Raw genomic sequence first — 16,278 nt, forward strand, 5'->3', positions numbered from 1 at the left:
ATTTTTTTATTGTTGACGTTTTTGTTTGTTTAGTTTTCAAAGAACAAATTTGGAGCGGGTGATGGGAATCGAACCCACGACATCAGCTTGGAAGGCTGGAGTTTTACCATTAAACTACACCCGCATATAAATTTAAAATTGCTTGGTCGGGAAAACAGGATTCGAACCTGCGACCCCTTGGTCCCAAACCAAGTGCTCTACCAAGCTGAGCTATTTCCCGATATAATGGTGCGCCCGACAGGAGTCGAACCTACAACCTTCTGATTCGTAGTCAGATGCTCTATCCAATTGAGCTACGGGCGCGCTTTTAAAGCAACTTAACTATTGTAGCAAAGGCGAATCCGGTTGTCAATAGTTTTTTGGTGCGGCCGAGAAGACTTGAACTTCCACGGGATTTAACTCCCACTAGGCCCTCAACCTAGCGCGTCTGCCATTCCGCCACGACCGCATTTTGATTGGCGACAAAAGTAAGTTTACCATAGTAACCGTGATGTTACAAGAGGTAAAACTTGGTGCGGGTGAAGGGACTTGAACCCCCACGCCTTGCGGCGCCAGATCCTAAGTCTGGTGCGTCTGCCAATTCCGCCACACCCGCACAATAAAAAAAGAATGGTGAGCCATGAAGGACTTGAACCTTCGACCCTCTGATTAAAAGTCAGATGCTCTACCGACTGAGCTAATGGCTCATAACTAAAGTAATTCACTAATCTTTTTATTTAATTGTCAGATGCTCAAAAGATCTGGCGATCTTTCTCGCAGATTGCCACAGAAGCTTTGTCAATGAAGCAAGCAATCTGCTCTACCGACCGAGCTAATGGCTCATAAATTATATGATGCACTAATCTTATATTTCGTAGTCAGGATGTACGATAATAAAAATGGCTGGGCTAGCTGGATTCGAACCAACGCATGTCGCAGTCAAAGTGCGATGCCTTACCGCTTGGCTATAGCCCATCAAAATAATCATATAGGAAAACAAAAATGGCGGTCCGGACGGGACTCGAACCCGCGACCTCCTGCGTGACAGGCAGGCATTCTAACCAGCTGAACTACCGGACCAATTCTCTTTTAAGAAACAGGAAATGATTATTTAATCATTCCCCGTCCCTGATGACCCCTACGGGACTCGAACCCGTGTTACCTCCGTGAAAGGGAGGTGTCTTAACCGCTTGACCAAGGGGCCAATATATTTATGGCAGAGAAGAAGGGATTCGAACCCTCGCGCCGGTTACCCGACCTACACCCTTAGCAGGGGCGCCCCTTGAGCCACTTGGGTACTTCTCTACATGGCTCCGCAGGTAGGACTCGAACCTACGACCGATCGGTTAACAGCCGATAGCTCTACCACTGAGCTACTGCGGAATAAAATAGGATAAACCACTTGATTTATGCTTGTCTTATCAGATGGCTACCTTATCGACTCTTACCATTATAATGATGACTTGCCTCAAAGTCAAGCAGTATTTTTAAACGAAAAGATTTTGAAAAAAAAGGCTTCTATTCCAAAATCAACTCCTTTATTTTCACAAGCTTTCCACGGCACTTTCCACATACATACCTGCTTGTATTAATACTACGCTTACGTTTGTATTGCAGATGACATTGTGAACATTCATATAAAAGAATCCTTTTAGCTGTTCGCTTTTTAGGAGCTTCTGGAAGTTGATTGCAATATCTTGGTGCACCTACTTTTTTTAATAGCTCCTTAAAATCCTGATCACGATGCTGATGACCTTTGCCTTCAAGATGAAGATGATAGTGACATAGCTCATGTTTAATAATTCCTATTAGTTCATCTTCTCCAAGCTGTACTAAGTATTTTTTATTAATTTCAATATTGTGTGTTCCTAAAAGGTATCTTCCTCCGGTTGAACGTAGCTTTGGATTGAAAATGGCCATGTGGCGAAAAGGTTTCCCAAAAAAGGAAATCGAAATCTTTTCTACTAACAACTGAAGTTGATGATTCTCCATTTTTTCTCCTCAATTCTTTTGCGAACATGACAAACTATTATAGCATATATTAAATATACACTTAAAATGTATGTACTTTTCGGGAGGTTTTTGCTATGCCAACTTGGTTTCAAAACCAAATGAAAAGAGCTTTTTATGAGAAGAACCGCCATCAAATCAAATTATTAAACCAATGCTGGTTTTTTTACAGAAAAAAGAGCTGCTCTTAACAAGCAGTGTTTTAATAATGCGAAGGAAATTGATTCATAGTCGAAATGATAAAAAAGTTATTTTTCATTATTACTCAAAAAACGCTTGGAATAAATAATCTCCAAGCGTTTTATTTACGTTCTCTTGTTATTCTGCAGGTGATATCATTGTTAGAGCCACTCGTCCCTTATTCTTATCAACAGAATCAACCCATACTGTTACCACATCGCCAACCGATACCACATCCATTGGGTGTTTGACGAATTGTTTTCTTAGCTTCGAGATATGCACCAATCCATCTTGTTTTACGCCGATGTCAACAAACGCCCCAAAGTCTACTACATTGCGGACTGTACCCTGAAGTTCCATCCCCGGCTTTAAGTCTTCCATTTTAAGAACATCTTTTTTCAGAAGCGGATGCGGCAGGTCATCACGAGGATCTCTTTCCGGTCGTACGAGCGCATCAATTATGTCCTTTAATGTTAACTCCCCAATCGATAGTTGCTCCGAGACTGTCCGAAGGTCCAATCCGTGAAGTGCATCCTTTAGCTTGTCTGTCCCTATATCATCAGTTGAGAATCCAACAGTTGCTAAAAGCTTCTCAACCTCCTCATAATTTTCAGGATGAATACCAGTTCGGTCCAGCGTATTGTTTCCGTCTAATACACGTAAGAACCCGATCGCTTGCTCGTATGTTTTCGCACCAAGGCGAGGAACCTTCTTTAGTTGGGCCCTGTTCGTAAATTTCCCTTCCTCCTCACGTTTCTTGACAATATTGTTTGCAGCTGATTTCGTTAATCCCGCAACATATTGAAGAAGTGATGGAGAAGCGGTATTTACATTTACCCCAACTTGGTTTACCGCCGTTTCCACTACAAAATGCAGCGATTCTGATAGTCTCTTTTGCGAAACATCGTGCTGGTACTGACCAACTCCAACAGATTTGGGATCAATTTTCACTAATTCCGCAAGTGGATCCTGGAGTCTGCGTGCAATGGAAACAGCACTTCGCTCTTCAACGTGAAAATCAGGAAACTCTTCTCTTGCTATATCGGATGCAGAATAAACACTTGCACCCGCTTCATTAACAATTAGGTAAAAGATTTCTCTATCCATTTCCTTTAAGATGTCAGCAACAAACTGTTCTGACTCCCTCGATGCTGTACCATTGCCAATGGCCACCATTTCAACATTAAAATCCCGAAGAAGTGAAATAAACTTTTCCTTCGCTTCTTTTGCTTTTGAAACAGGTGGATGTGGGTAGATGACATCAATTTTTAAAACCTTTCCCGTTTCGTCAACAACTGCAAGCTTGCAGCCTGTTCGATAAGCTGGATCCAATCCAAGCACCATTTTTCCTTTTAAAGGTGGCTGCAGCAATAAATTGCGTAAATTCTCAGAGAAAATATGTATCGCTTGTTCTTCGCCTTTTTCAGTAAGTTCATTGCGAATTTCTCTTTCAATTGATGGCTGGATTAATCTTTTATAGCTATCCTCAATCGACTCTAATACAACTGGAGCAGCGGGTGAGTTTTGATTGTGAACCCACCTTTTTGATAAATAGCCAATCATGGAATCTATATTCAACTTTATTGAAACCCTTAAAATTTCTTCCTTTTCCCCTCGATTTAACGCCAGAATCCGGTGCGGTACAATTTTATTTACAGGTTCTTCATATTCATAATACATTTCATAGACTTTCTTCTCGTCTTTTGCCTCATCCTTTGCTGTGGATACGACCTTCCCAGACTTTGAAGTTTCCTTTCGGATCCATTTTCTACTTTCTGCGTCGTCGGAAACCAGTTCAGCAATAATATCTTTCGCACCTGCAATCGCATCTTCCACTGTCAGAACTTGTTTTTCCTCCGATATAAATTCAGCCGCTTTCTCTTCAACACTTTCATTTTGGAAAGACAAAAGCCAGGTTGCAAATGGTTCTAGACCCTTTTCCTTTGCGATCGTTGCTTTCGTTCGCCTTTTTTGCTTGTATGGCCGATAGAGGTCTTCAACTTCCTGGAGTTTTTCAGCATGATGGATTTGCTTATTTAATTCATCCGTTAGTTTCCCCTGCTCATCAATGATCCGGATAACTTCTTCTTTTCTTTGCTCAAGATTTTGGATATACTGCCAGCGATCCAAAATGTCCCGGATCTGAACTTCATCAAGCGCTCCCGTCATTTCCTTTCGATAACGTGCAATAAATGGAACGGTATTTCCATCTTGTAATAGTGATATGACACTTTTTACTTGTTTTATTGATAAAGATTGCTCAGAGGCAATTTTACCTAAAAGCTGTTGCTTTTTTTCTATTGTTTCAATCACGAATCATTTCCTCCAAATCTTTAATCACTTATACTATATTGTACCAAATTCAACCTATCGTTTCATTAAAGCAAAAGAACCATGCCAAAAGTAGAAGGTTGATCTTGCTCTAAATAAGGTTTTACGGGCACAAAAAAAGCAAGCATTACAGCTTGCTTTAGCAGATCCTATGAGGTAAGGATTATGTAAAAAAAACGCCCTTGAAAAAAGAGCGTGCTTTTATGTTAGAATTCGATGAGACCTAAACTTATTTGCAGGGCATCATCCACTTTTCCATCATTTCGTCATCGAGATGGGTTATTTTATCGGTTAAGCGTTGCTTATCAATTGTACGAATCTGCTCCAGCAGGATAACTGAGTCTCGTTCAAAGCCATAGCGTTTCGCATCAATTTCTACATGAGTAGGCAGCTTCGCTTTTTGGATTTGAGCTGTAATCGCTGCAATAATGACTGTGGGACTAAACCGATTCCCGATGTCGTTTTGGATGACAAGTACAGGACGGACGCCGCCTTGTTCAGAACCAACAACTGGGGATAGGTCCGCGAAATAAACGTCACCACGTTTGACTATCAAAGGATTACCCTCCGCTGACTAGACGTTCTACTGTGTTCTCTGCCTCATATTCTGCTTGAAAGCTTTCAGATGCAATGGTTAAATTTATTTTAGCCATTTCCATATAACCGCGTCTCATGCCTTCGCGAATTTGTCTCTTTTTTCGTTCGCGTAAATACATTTTCGTCGCTTGATAAATAAATTCATTGCGATTAACATTGTCTTGCATAACAAAACCATCTAATTCGGTTAAAAGATGTTGCGGTAATTCTACTAAGATTTCTGTAGTTGCGCCGGATTCAGACACAAACATACACCTCCACCATCACTACACACCATTTTATCTTTACCATTTTTAATAATAACACTAATAATGCCCACTGAATAGACCAAACGGTAATTCTTCTGTATTATAAGCCAAAAAAATAGTCTTTTATGCATAAACCAATAGTAATATCATAATTATGTTAGAACTTTTAGTAGCCGTCCATTTAAAAACCCTCAAGGAGATAGTTTTTTAAATTGACGATTTGGCCGCCTTTCTTGTAAAGACGCGGTACCCTATTCGCTATCATACAGGGAATTTCATAATTGATTGTTTCGAGCTTTTTAGCAATTTCATTGATTGAAATGAATTGATCTGCTTCCCTTCCAATTAATGTAACGGTTGTGCCAATTGGGTAATGAGAAGGAAGTCGCACCATACATTGGTCCATACAAATCCTTCCAACAATTGGTACACGTTGTCCGCCAACTAGCACTTCTTGACCTTGTAGTCTACGAATCCAGCCATCTGCATAACCAATTGGAATGGTACCAATCCACTCTTCATCCCCTGTTTCATAAGTAGCTCCGTAGCTTACTTTTTCTCCTTTCGGAAGCTTTTTCACATGAATAAGCCGTGAACGGAGCGTAAAGGCTTCCTTTAACGGGACTGGAATTTCAGGTTCCATTTCTGGAGATGGGGATAAACCGTACATGGCGATGCCAACGCGAACAGCATTAAAATATGCATGAGAAAAGCGCAATGTTGCAGCACTATTGCTGCAATGGACATATGTTGGCTTCTTGCTTAGAATGCTCAACATATCCTGAAATAAATCTAATTGCTTTTGAAAATATGTTTTATCTAATTCATCTGCTGTAGAAAAATGGGTAAATATTCCTTCAAAACAAAATTGTCTTTCATTTTGAAGAAATTGCTCCATTATTTTTAACTCTTCCTTACTGCGAATTCCAATCCGTCCCATCCCTGTATCTAACTTCACATGAACAAGTAGCTGTTCGTCATCTTTTAAGAAGTTCTTTGCTTCCTCGAGCCACTCCATTTGAAAAACGGTTAAAGTGATCTGTTGGTTTACAGCGATCGAAACGTCTTTAGCACGGGTTGCTCCCAAAACGAGAATCGGAGCTGTTATTCCTTTATTCCTTAACGCAATGGCTTCATCGAGGAAAGCAACCGCTAAATAGGAGGCACCAGCCTTAAGGGCCGCTTCTGCGACTTGAAGATCGCCGTGCCCATAAGCATTTGCTTTTACCACTGCAATAATATCAACTTCATGTGGCAGCAGCTTTTTGATTGAAATTATATTGTCCGATAAACAATCCAAATCCACTTCTGCCCATGTATCTCGATAGAAAAAAGCTTGCTCTTCCATTTTCCACACCCTATTTTAAAATCGAATATAATGCATTTTTATTATCCTATTCGATTATTATTAAACTCACTTAGGTGAAAGTCAAATGATTCGCTAAAAAAAGCAGGCCCAATTTCTCGAGCCTGCTCATGACAGCTATTTTCCCATTTCCCCCTGTACAGAACTGGCTACTTCAATCAATTCATCCTTCGTTAATTTCTTCGAGGCAATCATATAATCAACACCATCCTGAGACCAGCTAAGCGAATGGTCGGTAAGCGCACCAATGGTGAATCCCAAATCAACCGGTTGTCCTTCAACAAAGGTTGAAGTAGCAGGTGATACCGATGCTGGCTTTACTGATAACCTTTCTTGAACCAGCGTAAACGGTTTATCCCCATCATAGGTTAAAACAACTCTTTTTCCATCCTCTATCTTTACATTCTTTTCTTCCTTTAAATTCGTTCCTGTTATTTGGGCGGTCGGATATTTAACGATAAAGGAGTTATCCTTCACTTTTGCCATGGCAGGAAGACCAAGCTGGGCCCGTGTCATATTTTTATTCATATCAAAATCATTTTTGTCAAAGCTGGCATTAAATTTTGTATTGGAAAACTCAACGGTTACAAGAGCATTTCGGTCAGGATCCATTACCTTAACCATCGCAGGAGATAGGTCATTTTTATTTAACTTAATTTCTTGGAATGGGAGCATCTTATTGTTTTGATAGCGTGTTTTTGTTTCGAATACATAATAATCCTTGGTCGCGGAAAACTTGGCATCCTTATCTTCAAGGATATCTTTAATTAATGATTCATACAGATAAGCCTGGCTGCTATTTTGCGGCCAATCACTTTGGAAGCGAAAACTTTTATTAAGGGCAGGCGTTAAAACAAATACTCCTTCATCGTTTCGGAGAATCATTTGGCTCTGGTCTTTTGCGGCATTTTTCAAATTAACTCGATAATAGGTAGGGTCTTTATGCCAAATTTCAACGTTGTACACCTGAGAGTCTTCACCCATTTTCAACGTCATTTTAGCGTTTACTTTATAACCCGAGAGTTTGTCAAGTTTACTATTCAACGCTTTCACCACATCATCCTGTGATTTGGTTCCACAGGCAGCCAGGACAAAAATGACCATCAGCCCGGTAAAGATCAGCAATAATTTTTTCCTCATTCTTTCAACCCCTTCTTGTCTCATTTCAGTTGATTTTGAGAAGAGAAAAGGCAGGGTTCAGGCTTTGATGAAGACAGATTATTTGCTGGGATTAGAGTAGAAGAAAATTTGTTTTCCATGGTATCATAGCTGACCTTGTCTCTCCTAGTTCCCTATGAATATATGAGACAACCATTTCAATTATGACATGAGGTTGGTAATCAACTCCATTCCTCAGAGCTTTAATTTTGTTCTATAATCACTTGAGCAATAGCATATTCCCTGCTATGTGAGATCGAAAGATGGGATTGGAGCTCCGGTCTTAAAATAAACGGCTTCCCCATACTATCGGTAGCAATCTCTATATCCTGGAAGGAGAGCTGTTTCCCTATTCCCGTTCCAGTTGCTTTTGAGAATGCTTCCTTCGCAGCATATCTCCCGGCAAGGAATTCTGCTTTTCTTTGGCCGGATAACGTTTTAAATATTTCGATCTCGCTTGGGCACAAAACCCGTTCAATAAACCTTGGCTGCCGGTTAATAATTTCTTGAACGCGCGGCAGTTCGATGATATCAATTCCAATTCCTTTAATCATTTGATTACATCCTTCTATTTAAAATACTTTTTGCATAATAGTGTATCAGACAGCCATTCGGGTAAAAAGAAAAGCGGAAGCGTCCGTTTATCGACGTATGGACTGGAGCCCATCGACTGAGATAAGGCGAACCTTCAATCAGCGAATGTTTTTCTCGCTGATTGTTAGTTGAGCCAACCGAGTTTTTACGGGCAGTTGAGGATCTACTGCCCTTTAATACGCGGCAAAGGAAACACGAAGCGCGTTAGCGCATTCGTGCTTGACTTATCGTAGGGGGGTGGGCGAAGTACACTAGTCGCTGGGCGCTGTAGCTAGACAGTAATCAAAGTTCATAGATATAAATTCTGTTACATGAGCACTAGGGAGGTTTATTATGTTTACAAGGACAGAAAACTTACGGGAGTTTCTTCGCTTTTATCCGATCGTTTCCTTTATTATTGCCATCCATATTCTATTATATCTCTTTACGATTTTACCTTTCTTTCCAAACCAATGGTTTTATGAAACTTTTTCAGGTGTTAATTTATACATTATGGAAGGAGAGCTATGGAGGCTTATTACACCAACCTTTTTGCATAGTGGTTTTTCCCATATGCTCTTTAATAGTTTTGCGCTTGTTTTGTTCGGTCCAGCACTTGAGCGGATGCTTGGGGCTGCTAGGTTCTTATTTGTCTACCTAGCTTCCGGTATTATTGCGAATGTCGCAACTTTACTGCTGGAGCCTTTGACGTTTATCCATGTCGGCTCAAGCGGTGCTATTTTTGGGCTATTCGGCTATTATATTTCGATTATTATTTTTCAAAAAAGTTGGTTATCCAGAGAAACTTCACAAATCATTTTAACTATTTGTGCGATTAGTCTCATTATGACCTTTTTACAGCCCAATATAAATATAACTGCCCATTTATTTGGTCTGCTTGGAGGATTATTACTTGGCAGCATTCCCTATTTTAATAAAAAGGATTGGAATGATTCTATACTTGAGGCGGGAAACTGGGCCGGACGGAGCAGACAAAGATTTTTAAACCAATCCCCTTTACGGGTGATTTTTTGGGGTATTGTTATCCTTTTTTCCTTGATTGGTTTTTGGGCACAGAGATAAGTAGAATATTATGGACAAAACTAGGTCTTCTTATAGCAAAATTGTCCGTCATAACCTCAATGACGGACAAAATCTAGACTTCAGATAACCAAATTGTCCTTCATTACCTCGATGACGGACAAAATCCGGGCTTCCGATAGCAGAATTGGCCTTCATTACCTCGATGACGGACAAAATCCGGGCTTCCGATAGCAGAATCGTCCTTCATTACCTCGATGACGGACAAAATCTGGGCTTCCGATAGCAGAATTGGCCTTCATTACCTCGATGACGGACAAAATCTAGACTTCCAATAGCAGAATCGTCCTTCATAACCTCAATATTCAAAACTAGCCCCTGCAAATGAATAATTTCACCCATGGTTATTTATTCGAATACCAGGAATAAATCTCTTCTACTTCACCAACAGCTAAATCTTTCACCTTTCCCCCCGCACCGCCTAGTCCTGACTTTACAAATGCTTCAATTGTCGCCAATTGATTTCTCCGTTGAAAGTAGCTTTCTCGAACGTCAAGGCTTTGAATCCGATTTTTTTTCATATAAATAGTGCTGCGACTAAGCGTCCTGTAGCGAAAACTTAGTTGCAAATTTTCGAGATTCCAACCCGAATCACGGTATTTCAAAAAAGTCCACAGAGTGACCGCTGCAAAGAGGATAAGAGAGAAAAATCCCCAAACTTTAAAAAACAATAGGGAGGCAATTACAATTGGCACAGTCCAATACCAACCGCGGAGCATGTACCTTAGCATCGCTTTTTTGGGTACGGGATTAAAATAACTAACGAGCTTATAATCCGTTAAATACGGACTTACTATTTGTGAGATTTGATTATGTTTTATGATCGGGATCAGCATGACCCTTGATCCTTCTTTATACTCAACCGAGCCGCCAGCACTTTCAATATATACAGTGGCATAGCCAAGCAGCTGCCGAAATACATTTTCACTGATTCGCACCACCTGAATCCGCTTTAAGGGAAACGTCATTTGCCGTTTTTCTAGTAAACCCTGAGTAATAATCAAATCATGATCTGTTTTATTGACAGTAAAATTAGCATACTTCAGCATCATCCCCAAAAAAGCAATAACCCATAGGACAAGAAATCCAATGAACACCATGATCACAACAAAAAGAATCCTGTTCGTAGCTAATTTTTCTGCATTTCCAAACAGTTTTTGATAAGGAATAAAATTATCAAATTGTGACAAAGTGGCGATGATCCCTGAAATAACCACACCTACTCCGCCAGAGGTGATGGAAAGAAGCAGTAATTGAAAAGCAGTAATTTTATAAATTGGTATGCTTTCTGAATTTTTAGGAACCGGTTCCACTGTCAAATGGCCTGATTTTTTAGCCATTATAAAAAAATCCTGGATAAACTGGGCATCTTTTTTGGTGATTGCTGATAAAACAGCTTCGGATTCCTCCAATGGGTTCCCTCCTGCTGTCTCAATTTGGACCTTGACAAGACCATATATTCGTTGCAATACTCCCTCAGTAACATCAATGCTTTGAATCCGTTCGAATGGAATGTAGCGCTTCTTGCAAATGAAAATACCATTCTCAATCCGCAGTTCTTTTTCATCCAACTGATATGTATGCTTGAACCAGGATAATATAGATCCTATTAAAAGAAAAAGAAGGACAGCTGAAGCCGAAATGATGGAAATCCATATTCCTCCATTTCCTCCACGACCAAGAAATACAATTGCAAAGAGTGGAAATAGTGTGTTTTTTATCCTTTTTGTGATATTGAGAACAATTGCAATTGGATGAAGTCTTTTAGGTTCAAACATCTTCATCCGCCACCCTTGCTAATTTTGAAATAAACATTCTTAATTCTTCAGCCTCATCCTCTTCTAGTGCCGGAATTTCATGTATTGTAGCAGCAGTATGAACAATAACAGATGCTAATTTGTACTTTCTCAGGATGGGCCCTTGAACGGTATCAACATGCTGGACCCGAACCATTGGCACAAGAGTGCGAACCTTAATAAAGAGACCGTGTTGAAGTTCAATTTCCTGCTCACGGACGTCATATCTCCACCGCTTCCATCTTAATAGCGGAAGGAAGAATACGCTCAAGTATGTATAAATGAGTTCTATTACCAGGATGACCGCTGAAATCCAGAGTGGCCAACGAAAGAAATGAACAAAAAAAATAACAGTGAAGGTTAAAACCCAACCAATTGCCATTTTGATGATTCCCGTAATGCGCCAAACCTTTAAGGCTTGTCCGGAAATCCTTTTCCGCGGTTCCAAGTTCATAGCACCTCCAAAAGTTTTATTATTAAATATGGATAAATAAGAAGTAGTAGCATAAATAATCCAATCCCTATTTATATGTATAATTCGTTTAGAAATATGTAGAATCCTTTTTAAACCTGTAGGATTTTTCCGAAAGCCTGAGGATATCATACACCAAAATGTATTCTTTAGATTATTCCATTTTAAAACTGGACTTGTCGATTATGTCTACCCCCTCTTTTGTTTGCATATCTGCCATCAGTCGAAAAAGGGCAGCATCCTTTTGTTTAGCTTCAATCATGCAATAGATTTCCGGGACTGTTCCTTTTATTTGGTTAAGAAAGCTTAGAAACATGTCTGAATCTACATAATCCGCATGAGCTCTAAACTCTTTTTCTGAGCGCGGGCTTGAAATATGCATTTTAATTGGCAATCTGGATTGCTTCCAAGTGGTAACAACCCGCTCCCAATCCTTTTCCCAGTCATGCTCATGATTAGCTAAGTGATGGTGATAATCGAACACCATGGGAATCCCTAACTTTTCACATAGGTATAACGTTTCATTCATGGTAAACGTGGTATCGTCATTTTCCAGCATAATCATTCTTTGAATCGTTTGAGGAACATAGGCCCAATTATGAATGAAGGTCTCTAGAGCCTTTTCTTTGTCCTCATATCCGCCCCCAACGTGGAGAACACAGCGATGCTCAGTGTCAATCTCCATCCCTTTAAGAAGTCTTTCATGCATCGATAACGTGATTAAAGAATTCTTGAACGTATCTTTCTGCGGGCTATTAAGAACAACAAAATGGTCAGGGTGAAAGTCAATTCGTGCTGGATGTGTATGAATATAATCCGCCAGCTTTTTTAAAGGGTCCTCTAACGGCTTAAGATAATTCCAATCCGGCAGTTCTGCGTGGTTAGCTAGTGGAATAAGTCTTGAACTTAATCGAAAAAAATGAACTTGATTGGCTTCATTATGCTTTAAAAGCCGCAAGCAATGTTCTAAATTAGAGGAAGCAATCCGCTCAAGCTTCCGAATCGCAGCATCCTGATCTCTTAGCTTCTGAAATTGTGCAAAGGTCATCGTTTGGGAAGGGGAACAATTTTGAAGTTCCACGCTCATAGCAACATATCCAAGCCTTACAATCGTCATTGGAATTCCTCCTTAGGCATATTACCAATAACATTCCCCTTAGAAGTAGAATTGAGCAAAAAAAAGTACATGGATCATATCATCCATGCACTGCTTTTTAAGTTTATTAATGATTATAGCTTCTAGGTTTGCCTGCTCCGCGTTTTTCACCTGAGCGAGGCTTCATAGGTCCCTTGTTACGACGGGAATCATGACTTCTTGTTTCATTGTTTCTTCTGCCGCGATCCTGTGGTTTACGGTCTCTTCTTCCTACTTGAGGTTGCTCTTCCGTTAGCTTAATCGGTGTTGAATCCGGTTCTTTGGTAAGCAATTTTAGGACAGCAGCAACAATGACTGATGGATCATAATTTTCAAGCAGTTCTTCAGCAGCAGCTTTGTAATAATCTAAATTATTTGCTTCAATTGTTGAAACAATTTTATCAACAGCTAATTTTTGCTGACCTTCTATTGCTTCAGCCAAGGTCGGTGTCTTCATTCTCTCCATTTTGTGTCTAGTTGTTTTTTCCACAACTGCAAGATACGACTTTTCCCGTGGAGTTATAAAGGTTAAGGCAACGCCAGCTTTTCCGGCGCGTCCTGTTCGGCCAATACGGTGAACATAGCTTTCTGGGTCCTGAGGAATGTCAAAATTATAAACATGTGTTACACCTGAGATATCCAGACCTCTTGCCGCAACATCAGTTGCCACTAAAACATCAATCGAACCTTCTTTGAATTTACGAAGGACAGACATACGCTTTGCCTGGCTCAAATCACCATGAATACCTTCTGCTGCGTAGCCTCTGAGATTTAATGCTTCCGCTAACTCATCAACGCGGCGCTTTGTCCGTCCAAAAATAATCGCCAATTCTGGTGCTTGAATATCTAGAAGCCGAGTCAAAACATCAAATTTATTCTTTTCTTGTACTTCCAAATAATATTGGTCAATTAAAGAAACTGTCATTTCCTTTGTTTTAACGCGAACGATTTGTGGATCCTTCATGAATCTTTCTGCCATCCTCTGGATTGCCGCAGGCATAGTCGCAGAGAAAAGCAATGTTTGTCGTTCTGTTGGAATTTTAGCTAGAATTGCTTCAATATCTTCAATAAAGCCCATGTTGAGCATTTCATCCGCTTCATCAAGGATTGCCGTATGAACATGGTCAAGACGGAGTGTTTTTCGATTAATGTGGTCCAAAACGCGTCCAGGTGTTCCAACAATAATATGTGGATGTTTTTTTAATGACCTGATTTGGCGCTGAATGTCCTGTCCTCCATAAATTGGAAGAACTCGTACTTTTTTACCCGAGCCAATTTTATAAAGCTCTTCTGAAACCTGAATGGCAAGTTCACGAGTCGGGGCAATAATAATTCCCTGAATATCATCCACATTCAAGTCAACCTTTTCAACCAATGGAATACCAAATGCAGCAGTTTTACCCGTTCCTGTTTGAGCCTGACCGATTAGGTCTTTATTTTGCAAACTTAACGGAATCGTTTCTGCCTGAATTGGAGTAGCTTCTTCGAAGCCCATTTGGAGGACGGCCTTTAACGTCGCGGGACTGATACCTAATTCTTGAAACTTTGTCAATTTTTTCATTCTCCTTCATCTATTTCAAAATATATTTTATTTTATGCTAAAAGTTTCTGTCACTCATACTTTTTATAAATTACCTAATTTAAGTATTCTAACACTATTTTAGCAAAAAAAAGACATTCCTCCAAAGGAGTATGCCCTAATTTTTTCACACTCTAGACATGTTGACTACAATCTTAGCACTATACCTTCTAAATTGCAATTAATCAGTGACATCGTGATAGATCTTGTTTATTACAAGCAAATGGAAAAAGGGCACTTTCTCCTTGAACTTGCAAATATGAGGTTGTTTCTCTTATTTTTCTTTTATAATGTTAAATTCATTCATAACACTCAAAAAAATTATTATTTTTGTAAGGAAGCAACAATTTCCTCTAGCTTCATTCCTCTTGAAGCCTTCACAAGAACCAACGTTTTATTATCTATATGATTGACTAATTCATTAACAAGCTCTTGTTTTTCTGTAAAAGCAAACACCTTGTCCGTGCCTAAGGACTTCCGTGCACCATTTGCGATCTCAAGCCCTAATTGACCATATGTAAACAGCACATCTATTTTTTCTGGATTTAGTCCTTCGCCAATTTGAAGGTGGTATTGCTTTTCTTGTGGGCCTAATTCAAGCATATCCCCAAGAACAAGAATCTTCTTCTCATAGCCCATAAGGTTCGATACAAGTTCAATAGCAGCAATCATGGAAGTCGGACTTGCATTATAAGCATCGTTAATTATTTTTTCGCCGCGCTTCCCTTCAACAAGCTCCATTCTCATATTGGTTAGTTTTACGTTTTTCAGTCCATCAGCCATCTTCTCAAATGGGACTGAAAAATAATTGGCAATCGACATTGCCGCCAGAGCATTTAATATATTATGGGTTCCTAATACAGGCAGTTCGAAGCTTTGCGCGGACAAATTAATTTTAAACTTGCTTCCTTGATTGGATTGTATAATCTCCGTTGGGTAGATTGTATTGGTTTCACTTCTTCCAAACGTTTGGACCTGGATATTGCCTTTGTACTGGTTAATTCTCTCCATCAACAATGGCTCATCTCCATGCAAAACCGCTAGTCCGCCTTCTTTAAGGCCTTGCATAATTTCAAGCTTTGCCTCAGCAATTCCTTCTCTTGAACCTAGATCAAGTAAATGAGATTCACCAATATTCGTTATCACAACTGCATCAGGGCAGGCAAGCTTTGTCAACCATTCAATTTCTCCCCTGCCGCTCATCCCCATTTCCAGCACGGCGACTTCGGTATCCTCGTTCAATCCCAATACTGTTAACGGAAGACCTATGTGATTGTTAAAATTCCCTTCAGTTTTTTGGACTTTATATTGAAGGGCTAGCAAGCAAGACGTCATGTCTTTTGTCGTTGTTTTCCCATTACTGCCGGTAATCCCGACTACTCTAACCGGCAACTGTTCCCGATATTTTCTTGCAAGCTCTTGTAATGCCGTTAAGCAGTCTTCAACGATCAAGATAGGCAAATCATTAGGCGGATTAGGAACATCCTTTTGCCAAAGGGCGGCAGCAGCTCCTTTACGAATGGATTCCACAACATATTTATGACCATCCGCATGTTCTCCTTTAAAAGGAATAAACAGATTACCTTTTTCAATCTTGCGCGAATCAATCGAAACTCCTGTAATGTTTACTTCTAAGAATAGGGTAAGATCATTCTGTACAGGTATCATCTCCGATATCTGCTTTAACGTTCGCTTTATCATTTTTCCCCTTCTCTCCATGTATTGGTATAAAGATAAAATTAGGCGACACGGC

13 protein-coding genes, 11 tRNA genes and 1 pseudogene are annotated in these 16,278 nt (G+C 39.9%); 2 read left to right on the forward strand and 23 right to left on the reverse strand.

Annotation, left to right across the window (positions count from 1 at the left end; all coding sequences use genetic code 11):
* Window positions 1–50: 50 nt before the first annotated feature.
* From JN080_RS24265 to JN080_RS24320, 12 genes are all read right to left on the reverse strand, one after another.
* Window positions 51–124, reverse strand: a tRNA-Gly gene (locus JN080_RS24265).
* Between the two features lie 19 nt (window positions 125–143).
* Window positions 144–220 (reverse strand) — tRNA-Pro (locus JN080_RS24270).
* 6 nt (window positions 221–226) lie between these two features.
* Window positions 227–303: transfer RNA gene (locus JN080_RS24275), tRNA-Arg, on the reverse strand.
* A 57-nt stretch (window positions 304–360) separates the two neighbouring features.
* Window positions 361–448, reverse strand: a tRNA-Leu gene (locus JN080_RS24280).
* Between the two features lie 62 nt (window positions 449–510).
* Window positions 511–595 (reverse strand) — tRNA-Leu (locus JN080_RS24285).
* 15 nt (window positions 596–610) lie between these two features.
* Window positions 611–686, reverse strand: a tRNA-Lys gene (locus JN080_RS24290).
* Between the two features lie 193 nt (window positions 687–879).
* A tRNA-Gln gene (locus JN080_RS24295) sits at window positions 880–954 on the reverse strand.
* Between the two features lie 28 nt (window positions 955–982).
* Window positions 983–1,059, reverse strand: a tRNA-Asp gene (locus tag JN080_RS24300).
* Window positions 1,060–1,111: 52 nt separating this feature from the next.
* Window positions 1,112–1,183, reverse strand: a tRNA-Glu gene (locus tag JN080_RS24305).
* A gap of 10 nt (window positions 1,184–1,193) precedes the next feature.
* Window positions 1,194–1,284: transfer RNA gene (locus tag JN080_RS24310), tRNA-Ser, on the reverse strand.
* A 3-nt stretch (window positions 1,285–1,287) separates the two neighbouring features.
* Window positions 1,288–1,362, reverse strand: a tRNA-Asn gene (locus tag JN080_RS24315).
* A gap of 135 nt (window positions 1,363–1,497) precedes the next feature.
* The gene (locus JN080_RS24320; protein WP_256238562.1) at window positions 1,498–1,971 is read right to left on the reverse strand and encodes a SprT family protein; all 474 of its coding nucleotides are present in this window, start codon (window positions 1,969–1,971) and stop codon (window positions 1,498–1,500) included.
* Window positions 1,972–2,066: 95 nt separating this feature from the next.
* Here JN080_RS24320 and cmpA point away from each other — a divergent pair, with 95 nt between their 5' ends.
* Window positions 2,067–2,180: a cortex morphogenetic protein CmpA gene (cmpA, locus tag JN080_RS24325; protein ID WP_256238563.1), complete on the forward strand. Its 114-nt coding sequence runs from the start codon at window positions 2,067–2,069 to the stop codon at window positions 2,178–2,180.
* Window positions 2,181–2,307: 127 nt separating this feature from the next.
* On the opposite strand, the gene JN080_RS24330 is transcribed toward cmpA, so the two are convergent.
* From JN080_RS24330 to acpS, 6 genes and pseudogenes are all read right to left on the reverse strand, one after another.
* Entirely contained in the window at window positions 2,308–4,470 is a 2,163-nt protein-coding gene (locus JN080_RS24330) for a Tex family protein (protein WP_375141760.1), read from the reverse strand.
* Between the two features lie 236 nt (window positions 4,471–4,706).
* Window positions 4,707–5,056, reverse strand: a pseudogene (gene ndoA, locus JN080_RS24335) (type II toxin-antitoxin system endoribonuclease NdoA).
* 4 nt (window positions 5,057–5,060) lie between these two features.
* On the reverse strand, window positions 5,061–5,342 hold the full coding sequence (locus JN080_RS24340) for a CopG family ribbon-helix-helix protein (RefSeq protein ID WP_256238565.1): 282 nt from the start codon (window positions 5,340–5,342) through the stop codon (window positions 5,061–5,063).
* A 184-nt stretch (window positions 5,343–5,526) separates the two neighbouring features.
* Window positions 5,527–6,693 (reverse strand): alanine racemase, encoded by a 1,167-nt coding sequence (gene alr, locus JN080_RS24345; RefSeq protein ID WP_256238566.1) that lies wholly within the window; start codon window positions 6,691–6,693, stop codon window positions 5,527–5,529.
* Between the two features lie 135 nt (window positions 6,694–6,828).
* A complete protein-coding gene (locus tag JN080_RS24350) occupies window positions 6,829–7,851 on the reverse strand; it encodes a LolA family protein (protein WP_256238567.1) in 1,023 nt (340 codons plus the stop codon).
* A gap of 221 nt (window positions 7,852–8,072) precedes the next feature.
* Window positions 8,073–8,423, reverse strand: a complete 351-nt coding sequence (gene acpS, locus JN080_RS24355; protein WP_256238568.1) for a holo-ACP synthase — start codon at window positions 8,421–8,423, stop codon at window positions 8,073–8,075.
* Between the two features lie 373 nt (window positions 8,424–8,796).
* Here acpS and JN080_RS24360 point away from each other — a divergent pair, with 373 nt between their 5' ends.
* Entirely contained in the window at window positions 8,797–9,525 is a 729-nt protein-coding gene (locus JN080_RS24360; RefSeq protein WP_256238569.1) for a rhomboid family intramembrane serine protease, read from the forward strand.
* Between the two features lie 362 nt (window positions 9,526–9,887).
* Here the strand turns inward: JN080_RS24360 and JN080_RS24365 are convergent, their stop codons facing one another.
* From JN080_RS24365 to JN080_RS24385, 5 genes are all read right to left on the reverse strand, one after another.
* On the reverse strand, window positions 9,888–11,321 hold the full coding sequence (locus tag JN080_RS24365) for a PH domain-containing protein (protein ID WP_256238570.1): 1,434 nt from the start codon (window positions 11,319–11,321) through the stop codon (window positions 9,888–9,890).
* Window positions 11,314–11,793: a PH domain-containing protein gene (locus tag JN080_RS24370; RefSeq protein ID WP_256238571.1), complete on the reverse strand. Its 480-nt coding sequence runs from the start codon at window positions 11,791–11,793 to the stop codon at window positions 11,314–11,316. Before JN080_RS24370 ends, JN080_RS24365 begins: the two co-directional genes overlap by 8 nt.
* A 172-nt stretch (window positions 11,794–11,965) precedes the next feature.
* Window positions 11,966–12,928, reverse strand: coding sequence for a UV DNA damage repair endonuclease UvsE (gene uvsE / locus JN080_RS24375; protein WP_256238572.1), 963 nt, complete (start codon window positions 12,926–12,928; stop codon window positions 11,966–11,968).
* A 106-nt stretch (window positions 12,929–13,034) separates the two neighbouring features.
* Complete coding sequence (cshA, locus tag JN080_RS24380) at window positions 13,035–14,498, reverse strand: degradosome RNA helicase CshA (protein ID WP_256238573.1); 1,464 nt, start codon at window positions 14,496–14,498, stop codon at window positions 13,035–13,037.
* A 351-nt stretch (window positions 14,499–14,849) separates the two neighbouring features.
* Window positions 14,850–16,226 (reverse strand): UDP-N-acetylmuramoyl-tripeptide--D-alanyl-D-alanine ligase, encoded by a 1,377-nt coding sequence (locus JN080_RS24385; protein ID WP_256238574.1) that lies wholly within the window; start codon window positions 16,224–16,226, stop codon window positions 14,850–14,852.
* Window positions 16,227–16,278 lie beyond the last annotated feature (52 nt).

The organism is Bacillus sp. EB600 (genome assembly GCF_024494385.1).
Taxonomy (GTDB): domain Bacteria; phylum Bacillota; class Bacilli; order Bacillales; family Cytobacillaceae; genus JAEVLT01.